This window comes from Flaviflexus ciconiae (assembly GCF_003971195.1).
Taxonomy (GTDB): Bacteria; Actinomycetota; Actinomycetes; order Actinomycetales; family Actinomycetaceae; genus Flaviflexus; species Flaviflexus ciconiae.
In genome coordinates this window covers 1019257-1045137 of sequence record NZ_CP034593.1, presented here as the reverse complement: position 1 = coordinate 1045137, position 25881 = coordinate 1019257, and the positions used below count along the sequence as shown (strand labels likewise).

21 protein-coding genes are annotated in these 25881 nt (G+C 58.1%); 12 read left to right on the top strand and 9 right to left on the bottom strand.

Annotation, left to right across the window (positions count from 1 at the left end; genetic code table 11):
* Window positions 1-117 precede the first annotated feature (117 nt).
* The 4 genes from EJ997_RS04665 (at window position 118) to EJ997_RS04650 (ending at window position 3123) form a co-directional block, all read left to right on the top strand.
* Window positions 118-708, top strand: coding sequence for an Asp23/Gls24 family envelope stress response protein (locus tag EJ997_RS04665; protein ID WP_126703550.1), 591 nt, complete (start codon window positions 118-120; stop codon window positions 706-708).
* A gap of 545 nt (window positions 709-1253) precedes the next feature.
* Entirely contained in the window at window positions 1254-1532 is a 279-nt protein-coding gene (locus EJ997_RS04660) for a hypothetical protein (RefSeq protein ID WP_126703549.1), read from the top strand.
* A 54-nt stretch (window positions 1533-1586) separates the two neighbouring features.
* Window positions 1587-1979 carry a hypothetical protein gene (locus EJ997_RS04655; protein ID WP_126703548.1) on the top strand — a complete coding sequence of 131 codons (393 nt, stop codon included), beginning with the start codon at window positions 1587-1589 and terminating at the stop codon, window positions 1977-1979.
* 256 nt (window positions 1980-2235) lie between these two features.
* Window positions 2236-3123: an ABC transporter permease gene (locus EJ997_RS04650; RefSeq protein WP_126703547.1), complete on the top strand. Its 888-nt coding sequence runs from the start codon at window positions 2236-2238 to the stop codon at window positions 3121-3123.
* A 311-nt stretch (window positions 3124-3434) separates the two neighbouring features.
* On the opposite strand, the gene EJ997_RS04645 is transcribed toward EJ997_RS04650, so the two are convergent.
* Window positions 3435-3701, bottom strand: a complete 267-nt coding sequence (locus EJ997_RS04645) for a thioredoxin family protein (RefSeq protein ID WP_126703546.1) — start codon at window positions 3699-3701, stop codon at window positions 3435-3437.
* Window positions 3694-4737, bottom strand: coding sequence for a glutathione S-transferase family protein (locus tag EJ997_RS04640; protein WP_126703545.1), 1044 nt, complete (start codon window positions 4735-4737; stop codon window positions 3694-3696). The genes EJ997_RS04645 and EJ997_RS04640 overlap by 8 nt, the downstream gene beginning before the upstream one ends.
* 438 nt (window positions 4738-5175) lie before the next feature.
* On the opposite strand from EJ997_RS04640, the gene EJ997_RS04635 reads away from it, so the two are divergent.
* The gene (locus EJ997_RS04635; RefSeq protein WP_164719791.1) at window positions 5176-5826 is read left to right on the top strand and encodes a vitamin K epoxide reductase family protein; all 651 of its coding nucleotides are present in this window, start codon (window positions 5176-5178) and stop codon (window positions 5824-5826) included.
* Window positions 5827-5978: 152 nt separating this feature from the next.
* Here EJ997_RS04635 and EJ997_RS04630 read toward each other — a convergent pair whose 3' ends face one another.
* Window positions 5979-6758 carry a hypothetical protein gene (locus EJ997_RS04630; RefSeq protein ID WP_126703543.1) on the bottom strand — a complete coding sequence of 260 codons (780 nt, stop codon included), beginning with the start codon at window positions 6756-6758 and terminating at the stop codon, window positions 5979-5981.
* A 535-nt stretch (window positions 6759-7293) separates the two neighbouring features.
* The gene (locus EJ997_RS04625) at window positions 7294-7734 is read right to left on the bottom strand and encodes an HIT family protein (protein WP_126703542.1); all 441 of its coding nucleotides are present in this window, start codon (window positions 7732-7734) and stop codon (window positions 7294-7296) included.
* 94 nt (window positions 7735-7828) lie between these two features.
* Here EJ997_RS04625 and leuS point away from each other — a divergent pair, with 94 nt between their 5' ends.
* The 3 genes from leuS to EJ997_RS04610 all read left to right on the top strand — a co-directional run bounded on the left by leuS (window position 7829) and on the right by EJ997_RS04610 (window position 14118).
* Window positions 7829-10699, top strand: coding sequence for a leucine--tRNA ligase (gene leuS, locus EJ997_RS04620; protein ID WP_126703541.1), 2871 nt, complete (start codon window positions 7829-7831; stop codon window positions 10697-10699).
* A 9-nt stretch (window positions 10700-10708) separates the two neighbouring features.
* Window positions 10709-11668 (top strand): aldose 1-epimerase, encoded by a 960-nt coding sequence (locus tag EJ997_RS04615; protein WP_126703540.1) that lies wholly within the window; start codon window positions 10709-10711, stop codon window positions 11666-11668.
* A 314-nt stretch (window positions 11669-11982) separates the two neighbouring features.
* Window positions 11983-14118: an RCC1 domain-containing protein gene (locus EJ997_RS04610; protein WP_126703539.1), complete on the top strand. Its 2136-nt coding sequence runs from the start codon at window positions 11983-11985 to the stop codon at window positions 14116-14118.
* A gap of 293 nt (window positions 14119-14411) precedes the next feature.
* On the opposite strand, the gene EJ997_RS04605 is transcribed toward EJ997_RS04610, so the two are convergent.
* Window positions 14412-16337 (bottom strand): helicase HerA-like domain-containing protein, encoded by a 1926-nt coding sequence (locus EJ997_RS04605; protein WP_206501825.1) that lies wholly within the window; start codon window positions 16335-16337, stop codon window positions 14412-14414.
* 93 nt (window positions 16338-16430) lie between these two features.
* Between EJ997_RS04605 and EJ997_RS13105 the strand changes: the two genes are divergently transcribed.
* From EJ997_RS13105 to holA, 3 genes are all read left to right on the top strand, one after another.
* Window positions 16431-17312 (top strand): ComEA family DNA-binding protein, encoded by an 882-nt coding sequence (locus EJ997_RS13105; protein WP_206501823.1) that lies wholly within the window; start codon window positions 16431-16433, stop codon window positions 17310-17312.
* Entirely contained in the window at window positions 17309-19513 is a 2205-nt protein-coding gene (locus EJ997_RS04595) for a ComEC/Rec2 family competence protein (protein WP_126703538.1), read from the top strand. The genes EJ997_RS13105 and EJ997_RS04595 overlap by 4 nt, the downstream gene beginning before the upstream one ends.
* A gap of 122 nt (window positions 19514-19635) precedes the next feature.
* The gene (gene holA / locus EJ997_RS04590; protein ID WP_228201582.1) at window positions 19636-20631 is read left to right on the top strand and encodes a DNA polymerase III subunit delta; all 996 of its coding nucleotides are present in this window, start codon (window positions 19636-19638) and stop codon (window positions 20629-20631) included.
* 273 nt (window positions 20632-20904) lie between these two features.
* Here the strand turns inward: holA and rpsT are convergent, their stop codons facing one another.
* From rpsT to EJ997_RS04570, 4 genes are all read right to left on the bottom strand, one after another.
* Window positions 20905-21171: a 30S ribosomal protein S20 gene (rpsT, locus tag EJ997_RS04585; RefSeq protein WP_126703536.1), complete on the bottom strand. Its 267-nt coding sequence runs from the start codon at window positions 21169-21171 to the stop codon at window positions 20905-20907.
* A 158-nt stretch (window positions 21172-21329) separates the two neighbouring features.
* A complete protein-coding gene (locus EJ997_RS04580; RefSeq protein WP_228201581.1) occupies window positions 21330-21947 on the bottom strand; it encodes a type II toxin-antitoxin system PemK/MazF family toxin in 618 nt (205 codons plus the stop codon).
* A gap of 334 nt (window positions 21948-22281) precedes the next feature.
* Window positions 22282-22791: a PH domain-containing protein gene (locus EJ997_RS04575; protein ID WP_126703535.1), complete on the bottom strand. Its 510-nt coding sequence runs from the start codon at window positions 22789-22791 to the stop codon at window positions 22282-22284.
* Window positions 22792-22905: 114 nt separating this feature from the next.
* On the bottom strand, window positions 22906-23466 hold the full coding sequence (locus EJ997_RS04570) for a hypothetical protein (protein ID WP_164719788.1): 561 nt from the start codon (window positions 23464-23466) through the stop codon (window positions 22906-22908).
* Window positions 23467-23774: 308 nt separating this feature from the next.
* On the opposite strand from EJ997_RS04570, the gene lepA reads away from it, so the two are divergent.
* The gene (gene lepA, locus EJ997_RS04565; RefSeq protein WP_126703533.1) at window positions 23775-25622 is read left to right on the top strand and encodes a translation elongation factor 4; all 1848 of its coding nucleotides are present in this window, start codon (window positions 23775-23777) and stop codon (window positions 25620-25622) included.
* Window positions 25623-25881 lie beyond the last annotated feature (259 nt).

Sequence of the window (25881 nt, the reverse complement as noted above, 5' to 3'; positions counted from 1 at the left end):
ATGCCCCGGCTCGCGCCGGGGCATCTTCGCGTGCAGGAAATAGTTCCGCTGAGTAGTGGGGGAGCAGAACCCGATTCTGGTCTGGCGTCGCGTGCTTGTGCTCCGTACGGTGAAGTCATGAGCAATCAGTATCCGTACGCATACGGTCAGCCCCCGGTATCGTCCAAGAGCTCAATCCTTGTTGTTGCTCTCCTGACCACGGTCGCAGTGGCCCTAGCTACTGTCGCTTTCTTTGTTTTCCCGTACTACTCAGACTCATACGAGACCTTCACCTACTACGAGTTCGTCACCCACCCCAATCTTGAGGCACTCCAACTCGATGCCATTGTTGTTGGAGCAGGCTTAGTCCTTTCCCTGCTGTCAGCGTGGATCATCTACGCGAGTGCTCGAAACGTAGCCGCCACTATTTTCCGGGTCATCTTTGTCCTCGCCTCCCTAGTTGCCGGCGGATTCTCCCTCCTTGCAATCTTCACGGCAGGCTTTGAAGACGGAACGACATTCATGGAGCTTGCCGATTTGGATCCAAGGGCAGGATACGAATTCGGCGCCTGGGTCTTTGCCGGTGCCAGCGTTCTCACCTTCCTCCTCGCCATCGTCATGTGCTTTGTTGTCTCCAGCTACCGCAGGAGCATCCGCGCCTACAACGCAGGTTACGGTCAGGTTCCGCCCAACCCGTACCAGCCATACCAGCAAAACCCTTACGGATAAGTGCTGATCTTCCGCAGAGACAAGTGCTGAACCGCGATTGCGGGGTAACGCTGAGTTTATGTCGGGAGCAGTAGCTGACCATCTCGTAGAGAAACCGACAATGTGACGGTGGGAGTAGCCTCACCTGTTGTCAATGAACTTCTACTGAACCTCGCCGGGCCGATGAAGGCCAACGAAATCTTTGTTGGCCCGGCTAGTTCTTTGAATGGATGCTTGCGGGGCGGAATGGAAAGCTTGGCGTAGGGACCAGTAAGAAATACTGCCCTAAATACGCTTTGAACAGGCAACGCTTGCGCTACCCGGAGCGTTCAGGGTTGCGGGGTGAAGAAGGACGGGAAGGCTACGAGTCTCTTGAAAGGGCGTGAAGCTAATGAAAGGCAGTGAGGCGAATGAAAGGCAGTGAGCCTCACGAACGGCTTTGAGGCTCATGAAGCTGAGTGACGTGTAGGCAATGAACCCTGGGAACTTAGCGGTACGTGGAAGGTGTGGAGGCATGTCCGCGCTAGCCCTTCTCGACGGTGGTGCCCTCTCAGTACGTTGGTGCCATGAACACCGCATCCGGATTCGGGAACGTGTACGACAGCCGGTCAGTAGCCAATCCTAAGAAGAAACTGATCCCGTGGATCGTTGCTTCCTTTGTTGTTCTCATCCTTGTGTTTAGTGGATGGGCGGCGCCGTTCTACTCCGTGCCGGGTGCAGGCAGGACAGACGTAACCGAATCGATCATGGATACGGTCTTTACGGGTGATGGGTCTCTTCCCAGAACGATCTTCTGGATGGGAGCGCTGCTTATGCCGTTCCCTCTCCTCATTGGCTATAGTTGACCCACCCAGTCCAGGCTCGTAAGAACGGGAGTAGCGTCTCTCATCGGCGCAATCATGGGAACAATTGCGATTCTCATCGTCATATTCGTCAGCACGGTATCGGGAACGGATACTGGGCTGGCCAAATATCTGTCGCAGGTTCGGGACAGGGGAGGAGACGCTGGATTCTCGATCGGAGCCTGGCTGACTCTTGGCGGCTTTGTCGCGGGCGGCATTGTCGCCGTCATGTTTATCATCGCCTCAAGGCCATTGAGACGGGTACCGGTAACCCCAAACCCGTATTCGCAGTATCCCCAGCCGCAGAGATTCTCCTATAGCCAACAGCAGCCTGCTTACGACCATTCGCCGGAATATCAGGTACAGGCGGGACACGGCCCGGCTTGGTCGCATCCGCCATTTAAACACACCACCGAGAGCTGGCCCGCTTCCTTTCCATCCCCGGATTAAAAACCAGCAGGCGGGCGCGCTAATTGCCGGGAGTATCCCCTGGCCATGGCCCGAATGGCATTGAGGGTTAGCAAGTCTCTCGGGTTGGAGACCAGGGGCTCCGCGCAGGTGCGACGCACGTGGGAAGGTCGCTACTGCGAGTATTGTTGTTCCCGGTTATGTGAAGGAAGTATTGGTTACCTGAGCGGGGGAGTCATGGGGAGATTTACCCCTGAACGATCTACAATCCCAGGTTTCTTCAAGGTACGTTGGTCCTATGACTACAGGACCCGGCTACGGCCACCAGCAGAACTACAACCCTCCGGTTAGCCAGCTGAAGAGCAAACTTCTTCCGGGCATGATCGTGGCGTGTGCGGCAGCGTTGCTCGCCATCATTGGATGTGCGCTTCCGTTTGTTCAGGCAAGCGCATACGGACAGAGCGAATCCCAGTCGATCTTTGGCGCCGCCTTCGGTGGCGGTCGTACGATTGCTGGCGTTCTCCTCATCGTCGCTTTCGTTCTTCTTGTTGCAGGAGTGCTCGGCGCTTACTTCAAGCCCACTGCCGGCCAGGTCAAGCGCGCTGGCATCCTCGCAATTGTGGGCGGAGCGATCGGTGTTATCGCCGTCATCCTCATGATGTTTGTCTTCGAAGAGGAAGGGACCGGCCAGTCGGTCTCGGCCAACCTTCAGGAGCTCAACGACCTCGGTGTTGATGCTGGGTGGGGGATCGGCATGTGGCTGACCATCGCGGCGTTTATCATCGGTGCCGTTGGCGGCGTCCTGTTCACAATCAATGCTGGCCCCGTCGAACGAGCACTGCGGGTAGAAATGAACCACGCCATGCAGCAGCCCCCGTACCAGGGCCAGCAGTTTGGCGCTCCCCAAGAGCAGCAACGCTATGGTCAGCCCCAGCAGTACGGTGCACCTCAGGGCCAGCCGCCGTTTGGTGCTCCCCACGGACAGTCACCGTACGGTGCTCCCCAGCAGCCGGGTCAGCCGGGCTACGGTCAGCCGCCTCACAGCGCTCCTCAGCAGCCGGGTCAGCCGAACTACGGTCAGCCGCAGTACGGTGCCCCGGAAACCCAGCCCTCCCCGCAGAGCCCCAACCAGGCTCCGAACAACCCGAATCAGGGTCCGCAGAACCCGGGTCCGTTCCAGCAGTAGTGATCGAATGGCGTAGCCGGGCTTCGTTGACCGGGGACATGAACGCCTGAGCTTACGTTGATATGGGTCTGCCCTCCACCAAGATCGGTGGAGGGCAGACCTGTCAATGCTATTGGTGAAGGTGAAGGCATCTGAGCTAGCTCAGCTACTGTCTATCTGAGCTACTGACCTCCAGTTCGGTTGTTGTTCTACTGATTACCTCGACAGTGCTGCTGAACAACGTCCTTTTGCTGAACAGCTCTTTGGCTACAGCGCACCTGTAGGCACCACGCATCTGTGACTCCAGCGCACCTTTGACTACTACGCTTTGACTACGAGTTGTTCTCTGAGGTGAGTAGTTCGCGCAGTTCCTGGAGTCGAGGTACTCCGACCACCCGCCACGATTCCTTGCCGGCGTTGTCGAGGCCGATAAGAGTGGGGGTGGAGGTGATGCCGTTCTGGATTGCCTGATCCGGGTGGTCGGAAGCGTTGATCTCGGTCAGGTTGAACTTAACTGACTTGCTCGCGTAGTCGAGGACCTGTCGAGCCGACCGGCATGGTGCACAGAAGCCGGTCGTGTAGAGAATCAGCTCAGGCATCCGCCCGGCCCTCGGGACGGACTTCTTCACCCGGTTTAACCGGGCCGGGAGCGGTGCCGTTACCAAACGGGCTACCACCCAGTGCTTCACGGCCGTGCTCGGTCAGCCACAGGGAGTTGTCGGGGCCGTTCGGGACGATCTGCGAAGGGTTAATGTCCTTGTGAACGATGTAGTAGTGCTTCTTGATCTGATCGAAGTCGACCGTGTCGCCAAAGCCCGGGGTCTGGAACAGGTCCCGAGCGTAAGCCCACAGCACCGGCATCTCGCTCAGCTTCGAACGGTTCGTCTTGAAGTGGCCATGGTAGACAGCATCGAAACGGACCAGGGTTGTAAAAAGCCTGACATCGGCCTCGGTGATGTTGTCACCCATGAGGTATCGGCGGTTCTCCAGGCGCTCGGAGATCGTGTCGAGAGCGGTGAACAGGCGATCGTAAGCACTGTCGTAAGCTTCCTGCGATCCGGCGAAGCCACAACGGTACACGCCGTTATTGATCTCCGTGTAGATGTACCGCATGACCTTGTCCATCTCCTCCCGCAGGTGCTCCGGGTAAAGATCGGGAGCACCCTCGCGGTGGTACTCTGACCACTCGGACGAGAAGTCCAGGGTGATCTGAGCAAAGTCGTTGGTGACGACCGCACCGTCCTGCTCATCGACAATCGCGGGGACCGTGATGCCGAGGGGGTACTCGGGATCGCGCTTCAGGTAGGCATCCTTGAGACGGGGAATCTGAAGAACAGGGTCAAGCCCATCTTCATCAAGATCAAAAGTCCACGAGTCAGCATCGTGCGTGGGGCCGGGCATTCCAACAGAAATGACATCCTCAAGGCCAAGGAGCCTGCGAACAATCAGAGTGCGGTTAGCCCAGGGACATGCCCGAGCGGCAACCAGACGGTACCTGTTCGGCTCCACCTTGAAACCATCTTCACCATCCTTCGTGATCCGGGTGGTGATGTAGCGATCGTCCCTCGTGTATTCCTTACCCTTAACGGAATAAACTCCGCCCTTGGTGTGCTCCTCGTGCTCCTGCTCAGCCATGGTGACTCCTTCAAAAGTCTTGCTTAGTGGAAGTGAATTCGTAGGTCTTGAAACTGACAGCTTGTCTACTGCTTTCAGCAGTCAGCACTGCTGTGTTTAGAACCAACATCAGCTCACTGCCGAGGCTGGTGTGTCTACTTGAGCCAACCGGGAATTGGTGTCCGATATTCCCGGGTGTCGGAGACCGCACAGGGTGAAAGCACTGGTCTGAGCAGGGAGTCTCGATGCCTTTTGGGTACTGTGCGGCGCTGTTGCTGGTCAGAGAGAAGTCTGTGCACCTGCTGAACGACGAGTCTCGCCGAGGCGGTGATCATGGCTCGTTGCAATTTCAATTGCTACGATAAAGTCCGGCACGCCAGTCCTGCATTTCCCGCAGAATATGCGGGAAACAAAGCACACTGGAGCCAGTACCTTTGACACTTCACGGCTGGAATGACGATGACTAACTTCGACCAGATGACCGACGAGGAAATCGAAGCCTACCTGGCGGAGAAAGAAAAAGCTCCCGTTGCCGCCCCCGGCATTAGGGAATACGGCTGGGTCCTCCTCATTGCCGGCATCGTCGGCGCCTTCGCATCCTTCCAGCTACTACTGGGCGAGTGGGAACTTGCAGAGAATCCTGGCGCTAGCCTCGCCTGTGACGTCAACGCAGTCCTGGCCTGCTCGACCTTCCTGACCTCCTGGGAAGGCAGCATCCTCGGCTTCTCCAACAGCTATGTCGGAATAGCTGGCTTCGGGGCCATGGCACTCTTTGGCATTTACGTCATCATCAAGAAGTCCCTACCCAGAGAGATGTGGACTGCGCTCGCGGCCGCGGCAGGAGTTGGTCTCCTTGCTCTCCTCTGGTTCCAGTACACCTCCTTCATTTCATCCGGCACCCTGTGCCCCTGGTGCCTCGTCATATGGGCCGCCCTCATCCCGTTCATCACCCAGACCGCAGGCCAGGTCCACGCGAACCTCACCGATGGCAGAAGTGTTGTGTGGCGGTTCAGGTGGCTCATCGTCATCGTCTGGTACATCGCCATCGCCGCCTTCGCCTTCTTCTACTTCCTCGACACCTGGAAGTTCGTCTACGGCTGGGACTGGTAAAACAAGTATTGAAAGGCGGGCGGCTACGCCGCCCGTGGGGCACTGTCTCCTGAACTGAATGTTGCGGCGCTGGGAATAAGTGCCGCAACATTTCTTTTCCCAGTTACACCTCTCGGCAACTCCGTTGCTGAAGGAAGCTGGTGTACTGCTTCTCAGCGTTGCTGGTACTTCCTGTTCTGTACGAGGAAGTAGAGCGGAGCCGCAATAGCGGCGATGCCGGCAAGCAATGCGAGGATGAGGCCGAAGCCGACAGAGACATCAACTCCCATGCCACCAATTTCCCGCCCAACGTCGCCAATGTCGAAGAGGTCGATCAGGGTGATGAGGACAGTTATTGCGCCAACAACTGCAGTTCCAATAAGCAGACCAGTCCTTCCATTGGCGTTCTTGACGAAGTAGTAACCAACTCCCATGCCAATGATGGCGAGGGCGAAGATTAACGTAATAACCCCATCGCCATCCATGCCGTTAACCGATTGCGAGTATCCGCCGGACGAGACGGTTGCCCACGGCAGAACAGAACCGATGAGAAGAAGCAGGCCGATAACGCCGGCGACGATGGGCCACGTCGTTTCCTTGTTCAAGAAGCCGGACTGAGAATTAAAGCCCTGACCGTGCCCGTACGGCTGTTGTCCGAAAGGCTGCTGTCCATACGGTTGCTGCCCATAAGCCGGCTGACCATAGGGCTGCTGTCCCTGAGACTGTTGCCCGAACGGTGCCTGACCACCCGGTTGCTGACCAGATGGCTGCTGTCCGTAAGAGGCTTGGCCGTACTGCTGGTCCCCAGAGGGCTGCTGGGCAGGTGGTTGCTGAGCGGATGGCTGTTGCCCATAACCCTGCTGGCCCGGCTGTTGCTGGTAACCGGGCGGGTAATTGCCGGGTTGGCCCTGAGTAGGCGGGTTCTGACCGTCTTGCCAATCGTTATTCGACATGATTACTCCTTGGTCGGCAAAGATACGTGTGACTGGTATCCCATTTAGTCACAATACGTATTCTCAGGCCAGCAACAAATAGCGAATATTGGGCAACATCGCCCGACAGGACGGCTTCTTGGTCCAGGGTTGGCTGAGACCGTCTAAGTCAGGGCCCGGGATGAGGGGAGGGCGCTCGCGGTGACTGCCGCCTCGAGTCGACTCACCTAACCCTCTCCCATTCCTTTTTATTCTCCGCATCTTCCACAGCCGCACGAGAGCACCCTCAGAATCAAAAGGGCTCCTTATTTGCGGGGAAAGTTAGTACTGGGCTTGGGCGGTCCTTGAAAGAACTCCGGTTATCGGGTGCTTTAGAGGTTCCCTGATTGTTGATCTCTTATTGCTACCAAGTTGTTTAAAGGCCCCGTTACTTAAGGAGAAGGAGCCAGTTACTTAAGAAGGATTCTTCCTAGAGCGTGGCCTTCTCGGTTAAGTAGATTCACCGTCTTACCTGAACGAGCCTGCCTTCTTGCCGGGGCTTCTTACCCGGGGCTTCTTACCCGAGCGAATCCATCTTCTCCGGCACGTTGTCCCCATGGCCGGCTTCGATGAGGGCGGTGCGGAGTTTGGTCATGGTGGCGTCGAGTTCTTCGGCTGGTACGTCCTTGCGGGCGGAGTCGAAGGAGAGGTCCTTCTCGGACTTCATGGGGATCACGTGCAGGTGGCAGTGGGGGACGCCGTAGCCGGCGATGACAAGGCCGGCTCGTGGAACGTCGAAAGTTGTTTCTTGGACCTTTCCGATTGTTCTTGCGACTTTGAAGAGATGGTTTGCTGTTTGGTCGTCGAGGTCGGTGAACTTGTCGATCTCTTCTCGTGGGACCACAAGGACGTGACCGTCGGCGTGCGGCTCGATTGTAGAAATGGCAACGCACACGTCGTCGGCCCAGACGAAGCGGCCCGGGATCTCCCCGTTGATGATCATCGTGTAAACACTCATGAACCCATTGTAGAAGCGTCACGGTTGTCACGCGGACGAAAGGGAGGAATAGTGGGCTCCTGCGCTAGAGTTGAGGCCAAACGAAGGGAGAACTATGTCTGAGAAGACCGAGCATCCATATCGGTACACGGCCGAGCTCGCCGGTGAAATAGAGAAGCGCTGGCAGGACCGTTGGGAAGAAGAGGGCACCTACAATGTGGCCAATCCCGAAGGCGACCTTGCTGGTGACGTTTCGTCGGAGAAGTTCTACCTCCTCGACATGTTCCCCTACCCGTCAGGCAAGGGCCTTCACGTAGGCCACCCCTTCGGATATATCGCAACCGACGTTGTCGGTCGCTTCCAGCGCATGCTGGGCAAGTCGGTTCTGCACACCATGGGCTTTGATGCCTTTGGTCTTCCCGCGGAACAGTATGCCGTCCAGACTGGTCAGCACCCGCGGATCACGACCGAGCAGAACGTCGACAACATGAAGCGCCAGCTGCGTCAGATTGGCCTCGGCCACGACCAGCGCAGGTCCTTCTCGACCACCGATGTCGACTACGTCCGGTGGACGCAGTGGATCTTCCTGCAAATCTACAATTCGTTCTACGACGAGACGGCCGAGGGCCGTGCCCCGGGCACAATCGGGCGTGCCCGCCCGATCTCCGAACTCGTTGCCGAATACGAGTCCGGTACCCGTGAGACACCAACCGGTGTTGCCTGGTCTGAGCTGAGTGAGTTCGAGCGTAGCGAGATCATCGATTCTCAGCGCCTGGCCTTTATCTCCCATGCTCCCGTGAACTGGTGCCCCGGTCTCGGTACCGTGCTGGCCAACGAAGAGGTCACGAACGAGGGTCGCTCCGAACGTGGTAACTACCCGGTGTTCCGTCGTAACCTGCGCCAGTGGATGATGAGAATTACTTCTTATGCCGATCGCCTGGCCTCTGACCTGGACACGGTGGACTGGCCCGACAAGGTTGTCACCATGCAGCGCAACTGGATCGGTAAGAGCCAGGGTGCTTCGGTGACCTTCTCCGCGCACGGAGAAGACCAGGATCATCCCCTCGAAGTGTTTACCACTCGTCCCGATACTCTGTTCGGTGCCACCTTCATGGTTGTTTCCCCCGAACATCCCATGCTCGAAGGTGCCTCGGTACCCGCCAGGTGGCCCGAAGGCACCAAGGCTCAGTGGACCGGCGGAGCCGGTAGCCCGCAGGAAGCCGTCAAGGCCTACCAGCTCGCCGCATCGAAGATTGGCGACACGGACCGCACTGCTGATGATCGGGTGAAGACCGGTGTCTTCACCGGTATCTACGCCACCAACCCGGTGAACGGGAACCAGATCCCGGTCTTTACTGCGGACTACGTGCTCATGGGGTATGGCACGGGGGCGATTATGGCGGTGCCGGCACACGATGAACGCGACTACGACTTTGCGACAGCTTTTGATCTGCCGATCATCCTGACGATCCAGCCCCCGGCTGACTTCGAAGGTGGAGAAGCTTACGTTGGCGACGGCGAGGTCATTAACTCCGCTAATGACTCCGTGTCCATTAACGGACTGAACAAGGAAGCCGCGATCGAGAAGATCACGGCCTGGCTGGAAGAGCAGGGCACCGGCCACGCTGCCACCACGTACCGTCTGCGTGACTGGCTGTTCTCCCGGCAGCGCTACTGGGGCGAGCCATTCCCGATCGTGTACGACGAAAACGGCACTGCTTACGACCTGCCCGAGTCGATGCTGCCCGTGGAGCTCCCCGAGACCCCGGACTACTCGCCGCGCTCCTACGATCCCGACGATGCTGACTCCGAGCCGGAGCCGCCGCTCGGTCGCCTGGAGGACTGGGTCAAGGTCGAACTTGACCTGGGTGATGGTGTGAAGACGTATTACCGCGACACGAACACGATGCCGAACTGGGCAGGTTCCTGCTGGTACGAACTGCGATACCTGGATCCCAACAACGATGAAAAGTTTGTGGGAACCAAGAACGAGGAATATTGGATGGGGCCGCGCCCCGAGGCAGGTAACCATTCCGGCGGTGCCGACCTGTACGTGGGCGGTGTTGAGCACGCTGTTTTGCACCTGCTGTACGCACGGTTCTGGCACAAGATCCTGTTTGACCTTGGCCACATCTCCTCCTCGGAGCCGTTCCACAAGCTGTTCAACCAGGGCATGATCGAGGCCTACGCCTACACCGACTCCCGCGGGCAGTACGTACCGGCCGACGAGATCGAGACCGTTGAAGAGAACGGCGAAATGGCTTTCTACTACAACGGCGAACGAGTCAACCGCGAGTTCGGCAAGATGGGCAAGTCACTGAAGAACACCGTGACCCCGGATGAGATCAACGAGCAGTACGGTGCCGATACGTTCCGCGTGTACGAGATGTCGATGGGACCGCTCGAACAGTCCCGCGTATGGGAATCCCGTGCCGTTGTCGGCGCGCAACGCTTCCTGCAGCGGCTGTGGCGCAACGTGGTCTGCGAAGAAACCGGTGCTGTCATCGCCGAAGACGTGGAGCCCTCCGAGGAGACGGCACGCCTGGCTGCTCGCACGGCACACGACGTTCGTATCGAATACGAAGCCATGCGCCCTAACACTGCAATTGCCAAGCTCATTGTGCTGAACAACCACCTCACTTCTCTCGATGCGGTGCCGCGGTCTGTTGTCGAGCAGCTGGTTGCCATGACTGGCCCCGTTGCGCCGCACATTGCTGAAGAACTGTGGCAGAAGCTGGGCCACGACACCTCCGTTGTCTATGCTCCGTTCCCCGAGTACGACGAGGCCCTCCTTGTTGAGGACACCGTTACCTGTGTTGTTCAGGTCAAGGGCAAGGTGCGTGATCGTATCGAGGTTGCCGCTGACATCTCAGATGATGACCTAACGGCCCAGGCTCTCTCACTGCCGAAGGTTCAGCAGTACCTTGAAGGGGAGCCGCGCAAGGTTATTGTCCGTGCGCCTAACCTCATCAACATCGTTCCCTAAGGAGACTGCATGGAACACGCGACCGTGAGCACAACGGACTTTGGCGGTACCGCGTGGCGATTGGAGCACGCCGGGGCGAGCGCAACCATCGCCGCCCTGGGTGCCACCCTCCTCAGCTGGGATCCCGGCATTGGCGAATCTGTCGTCGCCGGATATGAAACTCCCGAGGAACTGGCTGAGGGTGAGGGCTCGAGGTCCCGGATCCTTGCCCCCTACCCGGGCCGAATCAAGAACGGAACGTTCACGTGGAACGGGCGGGCCATCGACCTGCCGAAGGCAAGCGATGGACATGCTCGCCACGGGTTCGTCTCCGGGCTCGAGTTTGAACCGATCTCGATGGGATCCACCCTGCAGCTCCGAGCCGAACACGTTGGGAACGACGAGTGGCCGTGGACGTTCTCCATTGATGTCATCTATGCCCTTGGTGAAGGTGAGGGCGGTAAGCGAACCCTGTCGGTCGACATCTCGCTCACCAACCTCGCATCCGAAACCGCACCCGCGGGACTCGGATGGCATCCGCTCTTCACCTTCCCGGGATCCCCGAAGATCACCAACCTATCCCTCCAGGTCCCAGCACGCACACTGCTCGCAACATCTCCGAGCCTGATCCCGCTCCCGGGCGAGGCCGCCTACTCCGGCATCCACGCACCAGTGGTCGTGGACCGAATTGGCGATCTGGAAATGGATGCGGTGTACACGGGCCTGGTGCCGAATGACGAAGGGGTCGTACGTACGCGGATCACGGAGCCCCGCTCCAACCGCGAGATCTCCCTCATCCAAGAACCCGGAGAATCACCCTTCGTTGTTGTCTGGACCGGTGAGGGCCTTACCCGCGGATATCGGGAAGCCATTGCACTGGAGCCCTACTCTCACATCCCCGACGCCGTGAACAGGGCAGACTCCTCCGGGTCCATTGCCCTTGCTCCCGGCAAGACAAGGACGATGACGGCGACGATCACGTTCGCTTAGGTTTAGTAGTGATCGACTTTGCTGGAGAACAAGCCTAAGGAGCGTTGAAGGCTGGGACCTACCCAGCCTTCAACCATGACGTCCACCTATAAGGTCTACCGCCTACGCGTGCCGAAGATGTTCCGGGAGATCTCCCTGCCGAGGGTGCGGGCACCGGAGCGGAGGAAGTTATCGAGGACGTGAGAATCATTCAGGAGCGCATAGTGTTCGGCTCGCAGTCACAAGAGTCGTTGAGGGAGAAATTCATCAAAGTTCGTTACTCCGAAAATATCAAAAGCAAACTAATTAAATAGCAGTCAATGTAACCTACAGTTATGATCAGTGTTGGTAAATCCGGGCCGGTCTTGGCTGCATTCTTGGGGTCATTGCTCTTATTCTTCACGGGAATATCCCCCTCAAGTGCGGTGCCCGCTCCAGACCACGGTCCAGCAAATACAGCTACCGAAGTAACGCTCAACAAACCCGGGCTGGGCAATATTAAGCAAATCTCTGCCGGGTATGATTACACTGTTGCCCTCAGTCAAGATGGCACGGCCTATTCCTGGGGAGCGAACTCGTACGGGCAACTTGGTGACGGCACCTTGACCGACTCAGCCGATCCCAGGCTTGTCGATCAGCCGGCGGGTGTGAAATTTACCGATGTCAGTGCGGGGCTTAACCATGTACTTGCTCTCGGTAGTGACGGAAAGGTTTATGCCTGGGGAGATAATACTTTCGGTCAACTTGGCAATGGAACCGACACTGCCAGCCGCGTCCCTACTGTTATTAAACAGCCCAAGGGAGTGACCTTTACATATGTCAGTGCCGGCTACGATTACAGTCTTGCTCTTGGTGACAATGGAAAAGCCTATGCGTGGGGATCCAACTTTTTTGGGAAACTCGGAACAGGTTCATGGGATGACCAAGGCACTCCTGTCCTCATCGACCAACCTAAGGGCGTGACCCTCACTCAGGTCAGTGCTGGCTACGACCACAGTGTTGCTCTTGGTGATGATGGGAATGCGTACGCGTGGGGCGCGAACCAAAGCTCGCAGCTGGGCGACGGAACGAGCGAAGACTCGTACAGTCCTTTGCTTGTTAAACAGCCCGCTGGAGTGAAATTTACTCAGATCGGCTCAGGCTACGAATACAGTGTGGCTTTGGGAGACGATGGGAATGCCTACACCTGGGGAATAATTTTCTATAGAGGGTCCGATGATTCCATGTCGAGTGTTTCGTCAGCCACGCCGAAGATGGTCGACATGCCTAGGGGAGTGTCACTTTCTGAAATTAGTGCCGGTGCGAACCACGTCCTGGCTCACTCCGATGATGGAAGCAGTTATGGGTGGGGAAACAACGAATTCGGTCAGGTCGGTGGTGGATCCACGGTCCCCTTCGTTTCGACTCCTGAATTAGTTGACCAAACCGGGGATGTCGGCTTTCTTCAAATCAGTGCCGGAGGATTCCATAGTGTCGCTGTAGGTGATGATGGCAATACCTACGCGTGGGGTGACAATGAATATGGTCAGCTTGGACTCCGAGAGGGAACCGTCCGTCCGCAGAGAATTGAATGGGATATTGAAGTAACTGACGTGTCTTTCGATGGAGTGAAGGGCACAAACCTGACAGACAACAACGACGGCACGATATCTGTTCTAACCCCGGCACTTCCGGATGGAATCGTTGATGTCTCTGTTTCGTGGACCCTCAACGGAGTTGTTCAGGATCCAGTTGTCTATGTCGATGGATTTACATTCGGAACACCTCCACCGCCCTCACCGAAGGGCAACGTGTTCTACCTGCTCAATGACTGGGAATCCGCAACACATGACCTGGCCTTTGCCTACGGTCGTGTCGGAGACGAAGTCTTTGTGGGTGACTGGGACGGTGACGGCTACGACACCCTAGCCGTGCGCCGCGGTATCACCTTCTACGTCAACAATGAACTGCGCGGTGGTAATGCTGATGCGGAGTTCAAGTACGGACGTATGGGCGACGAGGTCCTGGTTGGTGACTGGGACGGTGACGGCTTCGACACGTTCGCTGTGCGTCGTGGCATCACTTTCTACGTCAACAATGAACTGCGCGGTGGTAATGCTGATGCGGAGTTCATGTATGGACGCTTCGGTGACGAAGTGCTCGTGGGTGACTGGGACGGCGACGGCTTCGACACGTTCGCTGTGCGTCGTGGCATCACTTTCTACGCCAATAACTCTCTGCGTGGCGGTAATGCTGATGCTGCGTTCCGGTACGGGCGCGAAGGTGATGAGGTCCTGGTCGGCGATTTTGATGGGGATGGCTATGATACGTTCACTGTCCGTCGTGGCAACGTCTACTACATCAACAATGCACTCATTGGCGGTAACTCACAGTCTGTGCTCGTATACGGACTAGCTACCGACAAGCCATATGTTGGTGACTGGGATGGCGACAATATCGACACCCTCGCAATCAACCGAACGGTCCGATGAATTTCTTAAACAATTCGGATTGGCAATAGCCTGTGTGTGCCCCTGGAAGCTTCAAAATTCAGGGGCCCACACTTCTCCGGTCAATGCCAGTGCGCTTTGTGCGTAGGAAACTATTGTCGTTGGTAAAGACGAGCTCCAATTCCTGCCGGTTATCAGAACCTCCGTAACCGCGGCTTGATCTGGCAGGCAGGTGCGATGCTCAGGTAGTTTACTTGAGGCGGCGGTGACACTATTTTCACCGATTGAAGGCTGGGACCTACCCAGCCTTCAATCATTACGTCTACCTATAAGGTCTACCGCCTACGCGTGCCGAAGATGTTGCGGGAGATCTCCCTGCCGAGGGTGCGGGCACCGGAGCGGAGGAAGTTGTCGAGAACGCTTGAGCGTCTCTTTTCGGAGCGTTCGCGTTGTTTCTTTGCTTCGCGCTCGGCCTCCTTCCGTAACTTCTCCGCTTCCTTCTCGAGCTGCTTGGCTCGGGCTTCGGCGGCCTCTTGTTCAGCTTTCTGAATCTCAGCTAGTTCAGCTGCTTCCTGTTCTGCGGCAATGCGTTCAACGAGCAGTTCTGAGGCGGATTCTGGGTCGATCTTCACTGCGTATTTTGCAGTTAGGGGAGATGCCTGGATGATGCTGGTGACGGTAGCTTGGGCAGCCGGTCCCATGTTGGCTGCCGGCGCCCATAGCCTTGTCGGGGCTACGGCAGATGGGCGGCCCTTCTTGTCGAGGACGGTGACGAGGGCTTCGCCCGTTCCCAGGTTGGGAAGGATCTCTTCAAGGTCGAGGGGAGAGTTCGGGAATGTCTTGACCGTTGCTCGCAGGGCCTTCTGGTCGTTCGGGGTATGGGCACGCAGGGCGTGCTGGACCTTGGCTCCCAGCTGGGCGAGGACATCGTCGGGAACGTCCTTCGGCGTCTGTGTGACGAAGACGATGCCGACCCCCTTGGATCGGATGAGGCGAACGGTTTGAACAATGGCGTCCAGGAAAGCATCCGAGGCGTTGTTGAACAGCAGGTGGGCTTCGTCGAAGAAGAACACCAGCTTCGGCTTCTCGACATCGCCGACTTCGGGGAGAATCTCGAACAATTCGGCGAGGAGCCACATGATGAAGGTGGAGAAGAGCCGGGGGCTCTGTGAAAGCTCTGGCAGTTCGAGCGTGGAAATGATTCCTCGTTCGCCATCGACTCGGAAGAAGTTCATGGGATCGAAGGCAGGCTCTCCGAAGAACTCATCGCCGCCCTGGGACTGGAGAACAGCGATCTCGCGGAGTATGACTCCTGCGGTGGATGAGGCTATGCCGCCGATTTCTTTGAGTTCGTCCTTGCCTTCCTCGGTGAGGAACGAGACGACTGCACGGAGGTCCTCGAGATCGATAAGGGCTAGTCCCTGTTCGTCGGCCCAGTGGAACATAAGGGCGAGGGCGGATTCTTGGGTTTCATTAAGATCAAGTACCCTGGCAAGCAGAAGTGGACCGAACTCGGTGACGCTCGTACGGATAGGGATTCCCTGTCCCTTGCCACCGAGCGCGTAGAACTCGGTGGGGAACCCACTGGGTTCCCAAACCTGGCCCTGTTCCTCGCATCGAGCAAGCAAACCGTCGTTGGGTTCACCAGGTTCGGCTAGTCCGGTGAGGTCGCCTTTGATGTCGGTGAGAAAGACGGGAACACCGTTAGCGGATAGTCCCTCGGCAAGAAGTTGAAGGGTACGGGTCTTACCGGTACCCGTAGCGCCAGCAACAAGTCCGTGGCGATTGAGCATGGCAAGCGGAAGGGTCACTGGTGCGGCAGGTACGGGATCCTCACCTTCAAGGAATACACCGATCTGCATTCCACCATCACCCGAATAAGCTTCAGCCACTTCCAACGCGTAACCCGACAGTTCGGTGGTATTTGCGGAGTCAGATGAATCTGCTGATTCGATCGTGACCGCAGAATCAGCGGGAACCGTTCTCTCGCTCGGAGCCGTGGCCTCGGTAGGCTCCGCCCGCTTCGCAGGCTCAGAATTGTCACTGTCTACAGCTGGATCTTCTGTCTTGTTCTCACCATCAGAATCAGCCGAGTCTTCGTTGGGTGTTGGCGTTTCGCCTGATGAGGCTCCGGCCGTGGCTAGTGCAGCCTCGAGTGCGGCCTGAGCGGCTTCCGCCTCGGCGCGGGCGGCCTCTGCCTTAGCTGCCGCGGCCTCGGCTTTGAGTCGGGCAATCTCTGCTTGATCCATACGGTCAAGCATAGGGTGAGCGTCCCCAGGATGCTCGGTGTTCGACCATGCACCCTATGAAATCCGGTTAAGGAGGCGTTCCGGGTATGAGTCCATAGTCGGGGTATGAAAGCGAAAGATCTCGTGAGAGTCGCCTACCGTGTCGGTACCGGTGAGGATGTCATGGCACCACCAGAAGACAAGGAACGGGAAACCCGGGTTGCCTTCGATCCGAAGACAGCCATGATCGTTGTCCTTGTCCTGTCGCTCCTGTGTGGACTCATGATCGCCTGGACGATGTCACGCCCTGTCCAGGTCCATGCCCTTCCCTCCAAGACCGAGACAGAAGCCGTAGGGGAGAGCGCACTAGGTTTAGGTAGCGAGGGAGAGTCCGCCACCGATGGTGGCGAGAGCGAAAGCGGCGCTCCCGCGGCTGATGGAACCTCGGCATTCGGAGAATCCGCGGAAGAGATGAATGCTGGCTCGGATGCTGGTCCTCACGAAGATGCCTCCGGTGAGGTGGTCGTCGAGGAGACGACGGTGACGGTCTACGTGTCAGGCCATGTTGCGGATCCCGGTCTGGTGGAACTACCGGTGGAGTCGCGAGTCGCCGCAGCTATTGAACTGGTCGGAGGTATGACCGAGGAGGCCGACCCGAATGCCCTTAACCTGGCGCGCAAGCTCGTCGACGGTGAGCACATCGTTGTGCCCGCACCGGGTGATGAGGTCCCCGAGGAGCCCGCTGCTGAAGCCGGTGCGGAGACGCCAACTGAAGGTACGGAAGGTAATGGTAATAGTTCATCGGCGTCGTCCGGGAGCCTCGTCAATATCAACACGGCGGATCTTGCTGAGCTCATCTCACTGCCGGGCATCGGTCCCGCTATCGGGCAACGGGTCCTGGACTGGCGCGAACTCAACGGAAAATTTACGTCGATTGATGAGCTCATGGAGGTCTCGGGAATTGGCCCCGCGACCTTTGCCAACATTGAGGCTCTCGTGACCATATGACGCACGGCGACGTGCGGATCCTCCTGGCAGCGGGAGCTTGGTGGGTCGCCACCATCGGCGTCTTACTCGAAAGCGCAGGCTTCACCATTACGGTCAGCGTCCTCGTCGGTGGCCTCGTCTTCGTCATCTCCTTTATCCGTAAACACGTCGGTCAAGGAAAGGGCGATGCCATCACCTACTGGTGGCCGACTCTTGTTGTGGTCGTTCTTTCCGCCATCCTTGCCAGCGGGGTGGTCGCCGCACACAACCACCTGGGAAATAGAGGAATTCTCTCCGACCTCATCTCAGCCAAAGCAGTTGTCACCGTACAGGGGGAGATTGCCTCCTACCCGAACCCCGCTGGAGACCAAATACTTCGAACCCTGAGCATTGAACATGTCGAAGGCCGTGGCCAGGTATCCGGCTCCTACTCGAGTGTCACCCTGCTTGGTGGCGACAACCTCGCTGACTTTAATCTCCACGAAACGGTCGACGTGCTCGTCAGGCTCGAGCCCACCGATCCCGGATCGAGGGAAGTCGCATGGGCGACAGTCCTTCGCGGACCCACGCTCATTGAAGAAGCCGATCCCGTATCCCGCTGGATAGCAAATAGGGCGGCGGTCCTGGACGAATACCTGGAGGATGAACCACCGGCGGTACGAGGACTTGTCCCGGGCGTTGCCATTGGTGACGACTCCGGTATCCCAGAAGAAGACGGGGATGCGCTCGCGGCCGTGAACCTCACCCACCTGACCGCAGTCTCCGGTTCCCACGTCTCGATGATCACCGCCATTGTCTTAGGCCTTGTCGGCCGCAAAAGAAAAGTACTTGCCGTAACGGCCGCTGCCGGAGTTCTTGGCGTTCTTGTGCTTGCCACGGGAGCACAGCCCTCCGTCATGAGAGCGGCCGTCATGGGAGTAGTTGTGCTCGCCGGGGTGTGGATGAGAAGACCCGCGAGCGCCCTCCCTGCCCTCGGCGCCTCTATCATTCTCCTCCTGGCCTTCGAGCCAACCCTTGCTCTCGCCTACGGCTTTATTCTGTCGGTGGTCTCCACGGCGGCAATCATTATCTTCTCGGCTCCCGCCTCGGCGCTCCTTGCTCCTATCATCACCGTGCCAGGTGCCAACCTCCTCGCTGTTCCAGCCGTTGCCCACCTCGCTTGCTCACCCATCATCCTGTTGTTGACCGACACGGCCTCCCTGTGGTCAGCTCTCGCCAATGCCGTGGTTGCACCCGTCGTACCCATCGGAACAATCCTTGCCCTCGGAGCGATCATCGCTGCACCGGTTCCCTATGTTGGTCAAGCGTTGGGGTGGATGGCGGCGCGGTGCGTCTCCTGGATCGACACGGTCGCGGAAGAAATGTCGGGATGGTGGGGCTCCGGCATCGATGGAAGACTCGTCATTGTCGTCTACGCCGGCATCCTTCTGCTCGCCTGGCCTATCGTCCACCTTGGCGTAAAGAAGCGAACGCTTGGCATTGGAGCCCTTGGCATTGCCGTCCTCTACGGCGTGTGGCGACTCCTGCCCACACAGGTACCCGACTGGGACATTGTCCAATGCGATGTTGGGCAGGGGGCCGCAACACTCTTCAAGCACGAGGGCACCGTCTATCTCGTCGACACGGGTACCGAAGAAGAACGACTAGGCCAATGCCTGGACGCCGCAGGAACACACATCGACATCGTTGTCCTAACCCACATGCACGCCGACCACGCCGGAAACCTTGACACAGCATTGAGCCGAGGCGCCCAAGAGATCTGGGTCGGCCCCGGCATCACACCCGAAGTCGAATGGCAGATAGCGGATAGCGGGACGAACATTCCCATTCGAGAACTACGCGCCGGAGACAACGCCGAGGGAATAGAGATCCTCTGGCCAGATAGCCAACGGAATTGCTACGACGACGCCTGCATCAACAACCAATCCCTCGTACTCCGAGTAAGCCTCGGACAAACCCTCCTCATCCCCGGAGACCTCGAGACCGACGCCCAGCGGACTCTATCTGGCCGGGACATAGCCGCCGACATCGTCCTCATCCCGCACCACGGATCATCAAAGCAAGACGACGGGTTTGCGCTCGCGGTAGGAGCGGAAACGGCACTGCTCTCGTACGGGGAAAACACCTACGGACATCCCGCTCCCTCCACCATTGATCTCTATTCGCAGTACGGGAATATCTTGGCAACGGAGGACGGAGACATCTTTATCAAGTTCGAGTGATAGAGACGCACGACTCAATGCGCCTGGCGATGGGTCTAGGCGGCTAGTACGCAACGGAAATTGGTGCTACCGGCATAGCGCCCTGGCTCGTGGTGCCCGGCAGGCGTGGAATAATGGTCGGCATGGCAGGAAAGAGTAGCGGGCCCACGTGGGACACAGTCGATCTCGCACCGATCGTCTTGATCAAGTCGAAAGAAGAGGCCCTCACCGAAAGGGCTCGTGATCGACTCGTTGCCCAGGCTCGTTCCCAAGACCCCGACATTGAGGTCACTCAGATTGACGCTGCTTCGTACACCGGGGGAGAGCTCGCAGTCCTTGCCAGCCCCTCACTCTTTGGTGGCGCAAAGATCGCCATCGTCACCGGCCTGGAAACCATGAACGATGACTTCCTTGGTGACTGTATGCAGCTCCTCCAAGATCCCAGCCCCGACCTGTTCCTCATTGCTATCCGTAACGGTAAAGTCGGACGCGGTATCAAGCTCGATACCGCAGTCGGCCAAGCAGGCTTTCCCGTTGTTGTCATTGAGGAGGTCAAGAATTCCGGCCACAAGATTGCCCTGCTGAAGGCGGATGCTCGCAGGGCTAAGAGGACTGTTGCAGAAGATGCCTACCAGGCTCTTGTTGACGGTCTTGGAAGCGACCTGAGGGAACTGACCTCGGCACTGCGCCAGCTCTTCGACGATGTTGAAGGAACGATCACGGCTAAGGCCGTCGACACGTACTACGGCGGCCGGATCGAAGCGAAGAACTTCGCCGTTGCCGATGCTGCAGTGGCCGGCAATGTGGCACGTGCGCTCGAGCTCCTGCGCCATGCATTGGCTACTGGAACGGCCGAGGTCCTCATCGTGTCGGCACTGGCCATGAAAGTCAGGCAGCTGGCACGCGTCTCGGCAACGATGGGACGGGACGGTGCCTCCGTCAAGCTATCCATGGAGCCGTGGCAGATAGACAGGGCGAGGCGCGACCTGCGGAACTGGTCGGATGAAGGGCTGAGCGCCGCCATCCGATCCATTGCCAAGGCCGATGGTGATGTGAAGGGCTTCCGCGGTGAAGCACGCGATCCCGCCTATGCCCTCGAGAAGTGCATCCGTGAGGTGACGGCGGCGCGCAGGTTGTGAGTGCCGGGCCCACAGGCCTGCGCGTCAGGGAATTGAAAGCGTTGGCCCTCGGTTAGGATCGATCAAAGACCTAGCTAGACGCAAAGGAGCCACGTGTCGACAATGTATGTCGCTCCGTCCATGCTCCGATGGGCTCTCGATTGCGCTGACCTCAACACGGAAACGAATTAATCCGTCGAGCTTTGCCGCAACAAGCAGAGAGGTCGGGAGCGCTTCAAGCACTCCCGACCTCTCATGAAAGGCTACTGAATAGCCCAATTCGTAAATCTAAGCTTAGGCCTCGATCTTGTTGACTACCTTGGCAAGCTTCGACTTGCGGTTGGCGGCCTGGTTCTTGTGGATGACGCCCTTGGAGACTGCCTTGTCCAGCTTGCGGCCGGCGGCGCCGAGAGCGGCGTTTGCCTCGTCCTTGTTGCCTGCGTCGACGGCCTTACGGACGTTACGGACGTAGGTCTTCAGCTCGGCCTTAACAGCCTGGTTGCGAACCCGAGCCTTCTCGTTGGTCAGGTTGCGCTTCTTCTGCGACTTAATGTTTGCCACGTTCTCAATTCTTTCGTCTACTCGCGGATGCGAACATTTACACGGTCAGTGAGGGCTCTGCCATGACCGGGACTGGGGCGTGGGGCACCCCGTGGTTTGGTCTGTGGCGTGACGAGAGTATCGACCGGATACTCAAGTCCGATGAACAAGACTATCAGTTAGTTTCCGTGAATCGTAGTGACCGCGTCGGTAATCCGTGTGAAACGCGTCTTATCGAGACGTCCGCCCTCACGCCTAATCGAATTCTTGTGGGCGATAAGAAGACGGTCAATTCGTGCCTCTGATTCTCTACCCTGACTGTCCCAGTCGCCCGTGCCCATATCGATCCACCGGCGGCCCAGGTGATCATCACGGGTAAACCCATTGTTGCCGTCTACGTGATCCTTCGATGTCATCTGAGCGAAGATCACTGAATCACCCTGCCTGGCAAGAACAAGAACCGGGCGGTCCTTACCCTGGTTGGGATCGTCTTCGTAAGGAACCCACGTCCATACGACCTCACCCGGATCAGCATCACCATCATTGGCCGGAGCATACGAAAACCTTGGCATGCCGAACTGCGCGAAGGAGTACTCGATCGCGTGATCGTTCGGGCCAGGTGCAGTGCCAGATCCGCCAGCGTGCCGCGGTGACGGCTTCGGAGAATCCTGCCTCTGGGATCCCGGTGACTTTGTCTTATTCTGAATCTGGTTCACGGCCTGACGCATCATGCGGCGGGCTTGCGGGGATCGCGCAACGGACTTGGCTACGCGAATAGCTTTATTTAAGAAACTCACGCCACCACGATAATGGAATCTTTGTCCCTGCTGTGCTGGAATCGCTGCATAAGCCGTTCAAACGACCCGCCAACGCCTCGCAGATCCGTGATGCTAACGGGATAACCGAATGACGATCCTTCCGGATCATCTTGGCTAAGCCAGTGCTTTTCGGCCGTTGGCGTTCTGGTATTTGGCTGAGAATGCTCGGGCCGCGGCCCAGAATCGTCATCGTTGGGGTTGGCTGGCCATACCCAATAATGAGGAACCGGGTGATGTCGACGAACAGGAAGCGGCGCCGGAAGTGAGCCCGACGCCGCTTGGATAAGACCTGGGTGGTTGTACGCCGCGGTCCTCAGTAGTCAATTTCCCGGTCGTAATGCTGGTCGTTGTTGAACAGCAGTTCGGTCAATTCAACGTGGACCTGTTCGACCTTGGGGATGTCATGAAGGCGCAGCGGGTTGTCGGCTGAGGTCTCGAGGATCAGGGTGCCGCAACCGAAGATGCGGTCGATGAGATCGTGCTCGTAGGCAACGTTCGAGATCCTGGCAAGAGGAATGTCGTGGCCGTTCTTGGCGATGATGCCGGTGCGGGTGATGATGCGGCGAGACGTGATCGTGTAGGTGTCCGTGATCCACTTCAGCCAGGGAATGAAGACCTTCCAGATGGCGAGGATGACGGCGAGGCCAACAACAACCCAGGGGCCCCAGGGATCGACGGACTCGGGCAAGAATACAAAGGCCGCGATAACGGCAATGATCAGCAGGATGCCGAGGATGATCGCGAGGAAGAGCTCCTTCACATGGCTGTGCATGTGCCGGATGATGACTTCATCTTTGCCGAGATATTTCGTTGGTAGTCCCATAGCATTTATCGTCCCACAACGACGGCGGTAGGTCTGCCCCAAATATTGGGGAGTTATCCCTTGCGAGATGGGACGGGAATGAGAATGAGGAGTTTAATGATCAGCGCACGCTGATCAGGACATGGCGGCGGTGAAGATCATGAGAATGATCGAGAGCGGGCCCGCTGCCACGGTGAGCATCCCGGCGACGAGGGTGATTCGTAGGTCGGCCTTGAGGTAGGGAGCCTGGACGGTGCCACCTGCGGCGGCGATGGCGGCACGCTGTGCGGCGTTAACCCGCGGCATGAACCGAGCATTCAGCTGGTTAGCCTCGTAGGAAGCATCGTGGAAACGTTGCTTCATTTCCTCTTCCTGGACGGACCTACCGTCCTGGGTGATGATCTCCTGGCTGGGCTGAGTCTGGGCCTGGAGCTTTTCAAGGTCGTCAACGTGCTTGGCGAGGCGGCTACCGCGGATGGCGAAGACGATGATGCCAAGGAGAAGAACCGCTGCCATGACGAGCGGAACCCACACGCCGGCATTGCCGTCGCGGACCGAGTCGATCGTGAGCCACAGGAGGAGGGCCGTCAGTAATCCATTGACGAGCACGATGGCCTTGCCCGGTCCCCGCAAAAGCTTGACGAGGAGCGGGAGAAATAACGACAGGGATCCCGGCAGTGCGCTCATGTAGCCCATTATTCCAGGCTGACAGAGCGAAAGCGTGAAAGAGAACTGGGAATTGTCGGAGGGCGAACACGCCGGAGAATGCTTCATTGAAGTGTTTGGCTGAGTTGGCTTAGCTCGTGATGATTGAGGATCCGTATTGCGGGGGAGCGGATAGGACCGTCTTTCCACGGGGCTCGACCACTGGGTGTACCTGCGAACACGGTCCTGATTGGCGGTATTGGCACCCGGTTTAGTGACGTTGAGACAGTTCACCCGGCCCTGAGGGTGGGCCGGGGGCTGTTGATGGGTAGACTGGTCCGGAATATAGAAGGAGACCAGTGTCTAAGTCGAATCCCTCCCAGTCACTCCAGCCGGCCAACACGCCCGCTGACCGGTTGCGGAACTTCTGCATCATCGCCCACATCGACCATGGCAAGTCGACTTTGGCCGACCGGATGCTACAGCTCACCGGCATCGTCGAGGAGCGGCTCATGCGAGCCCAATACCTCGACCGGATGGATATTGAGCGTGAACGCGGTATCACCATTAAGTCTCAGGCCGTTCGCATGCCGTGGACGGTGGACGGCAACGAGTATGCGCTCAACATGATCGACACTCCCGGCCACGTCGACTTCTCCTACGAAGTGAACCGTTCGCTCGCGGCCTGCGAGGGTGCGATCCTCCTTGTTGATGCTGCTCAGGGCATCGAGGCCCAGACCCTTGCGAACCTGTACATGGCTCTCGAGAACGACCTGACCGTTGTCCCCGTTCTTAACAAGATCGACCTTCCGGCGGCTCAGCCCGAGAAGTTTGCCGAAGAGCTTGCCTCCCTCATCGGCGGCGAACCGGAGGACTGCCTGCGAGTATCGGGTAAGACCGGTGAGGGCGTCTCCGATCTGCTGGACCGTATCGTTGGTGAGATTCCCGCACCGACCGGTGACGCGGACGCTCCGGCACGCGCCATGATCTTTGACTCCGTGTACGACAGCTACCGCGGTGTTGTGACCTACGTGCGGGTGAAGGACGGACTGTTCACGCCCCGCACGAAGCTCACCACCATGTCGACGGGAACCACCCACGAACTCCAGGAGATCGGTGTCATCTCTCCTGAGCCGAAGGCCAGCAAGGGACTGGGTGTGGGCGAGGTCGGTTACCTCATTACGGGTGCGAAGGATGTTCGCCAGACCCGCGTGGGCGATACCGTGACCATGACATCCAGCCCCGCCTCGCAGCCGCTTCCCGGCTACGTTGAGCCGAAGCCCATGGTCTTCTCCGGTATCTATCCGATCGACGGATCTGACTTCCCGGCACTGCGCGAGGCACTCGATAAGCTCCAGCTGAACGACGCTGCACTCACCTTCGAACCGGAATCGTCCGCTGCCCTCGGCTTCGGTTTCCGCTGTGGCTTCCTTGGCCTGCTTCACCTGGAGATCATCCGCGAGCGCCTCGAGCGCGAGTTCAACATTGACCTTATTGCGACGGCACCCTCGGTCGTTTACGAGGTCATGTCGGAAGACGGTGAGCTCATCGAGGTGACGAACCCATCGGAGTTCCCCGACGGCAAGGTCGCTTCAATTTCTGAACCCATGGTGCAGGCAACGATCCTGACGCCCGCCGACTACATTGGTGCCGTTATGGAGTTGTGTCAGCAGCGCCGCGGCACCCTGGGTGGCATGGACTACCTGTCGGAAGACAGGGTGGAGATGCACTACCGTCTGCCGCTGGCCGAGATCGTGTTCGACTTCTTTGACCAGCTCAAGTCCAAGACCCGCGGCTATGCATCCCTGGATTACGACATGGATGGGGATCAGACAGCTGATCTCGTCAAGGTCGATATTCTTCTCAACCACGAGAAGGTTGATGCCTTCTCGGCGATTGTCCACCGCGACAAGGCGTACGCCTACGGCACGGACATGACCGGGAAGCTCAGGGGGCTTATTCCCCGCCAGCAGTTCGAGATTCCGATCCAGGCCGCAATTGGTTCGCGTGTTATTGCGCGTGAAACCATCAAGGCTCTGCGTAAGGACATGCTCGCGAAGTGCTATGGCGGCGATATTTCCCGTAAGAGGAAGCTGCTCGAGAAGCAGAAGGAAGGCAAGAAACGCATGAAGTCCATTGGACGCGTAGACGTTCCCCAAGAGGCGTTCGTCGCAGCCCTGACATCAGATCAGGCGCCCTCGAAATGAAGTGGCTCATCCTGGTCGTCGTCATTGTTGTCATTGTGGCTATTTGGGCAAGGGCCAACCCGCCCTCGGAAGACTAGTCGTCCCGTTCGGTCCGCCCCAACAAACAAGAAGCTCTTGCCGAACATATTGGCGAAGACTTTCTTGTGCGGTCAGGTGCGCTGTGACAACGTCGAGTTATCGAGCCAGTGACACTTTTCCTGTCGGTGCCAATTCTCGAGGCCGTGCCAGAGCCAGAGAACGTTTCCTTTTTCTGCGTGTG

Coding starts and splice junctions, on each gene's coding strand:
- EJ997_RS04665 (WP_126703550.1), top strand. CDS start 118: ATGAGCAATCAGTATCCGTACGCATACGGTCAGCCCCCGGTATCGTCC.
- EJ997_RS04660 (WP_126703549.1), top strand. CDS start 1,254: ATGAACACCGCATCCGGATTCGGGAACGTGTACGACAGCCGGTCAGTA.
- EJ997_RS04655 (WP_126703548.1), top strand. CDS start 1,587: ATGGGAACAATTGCGATTCTCATCGTCATATTCGTCAGCACGGTATCG.
- EJ997_RS04650 (WP_126703547.1), top strand. CDS start 2,236: ATGACTACAGGACCCGGCTACGGCCACCAGCAGAACTACAACCCTCCG.
- EJ997_RS04645 (WP_126703546.1), bottom strand. CDS start 3,701: ATGCCTGAGCTGATTCTCTACACGACCGGCTTCTGTGCACCATGCCGG.
- EJ997_RS04640 (WP_126703545.1), bottom strand. CDS start 4,737: ATGGCTGAGCAGGAGCACGAGGAGCACACCAAGGGCGGAGTTTATTCC.
- EJ997_RS04635 (WP_164719791.1), top strand. CDS start 5,176: ATGACTAACTTCGACCAGATGACCGACGAGGAAATCGAAGCCTACCTG.
- EJ997_RS04630 (WP_126703543.1), bottom strand. CDS start 6,758: ATGTCGAATAACGATTGGCAAGACGGTCAGAACCCGCCTACTCAGGGC.
- EJ997_RS04625 (WP_126703542.1), bottom strand. CDS start 7,734: ATGAGTGTTTACACGATGATCATCAACGGGGAGATCCCGGGCCGCTTC.
- leuS (WP_126703541.1), top strand. CDS start 7,829: ATGTCTGAGAAGACCGAGCATCCATATCGGTACACGGCCGAGCTCGCC.
- EJ997_RS04615 (WP_126703540.1), top strand. CDS start 10,709: ATGGAACACGCGACCGTGAGCACAACGGACTTTGGCGGTACCGCGTGG.
- EJ997_RS04610 (WP_126703539.1), top strand. CDS start 11,983: ATGATCAGTGTTGGTAAATCCGGGCCGGTCTTGGCTGCATTCTTGGGG.
- EJ997_RS04605 (WP_206501825.1), bottom strand. CDS start 16,337: ATGCTTGACCGTATGGATCAAGCAGAGATTGCCCGACTCAAAGCCGAG.
- EJ997_RS13105 (WP_206501823.1), top strand. CDS start 16,431: ATGAAAGCGAAAGATCTCGTGAGAGTCGCCTACCGTGTCGGTACCGGT.
- EJ997_RS04595 (WP_126703538.1), top strand. CDS start 17,309: ATGACGCACGGCGACGTGCGGATCCTCCTGGCAGCGGGAGCTTGGTGG.
- holA (WP_228201582.1), top strand. CDS start 19,636: ATGGCAGGAAAGAGTAGCGGGCCCACGTGGGACACAGTCGATCTCGCA.
- EJ997_RS04575 (WP_126703535.1), bottom strand. CDS start 22,791: ATGGGACTACCAACGAAATATCTCGGCAAAGATGAAGTCATCATCCGG.
- EJ997_RS04570 (WP_164719788.1), bottom strand. CDS start 23,466: ATGGGCTACATGAGCGCACTGCCGGGATCCCTGTCGTTATTTCTCCCG.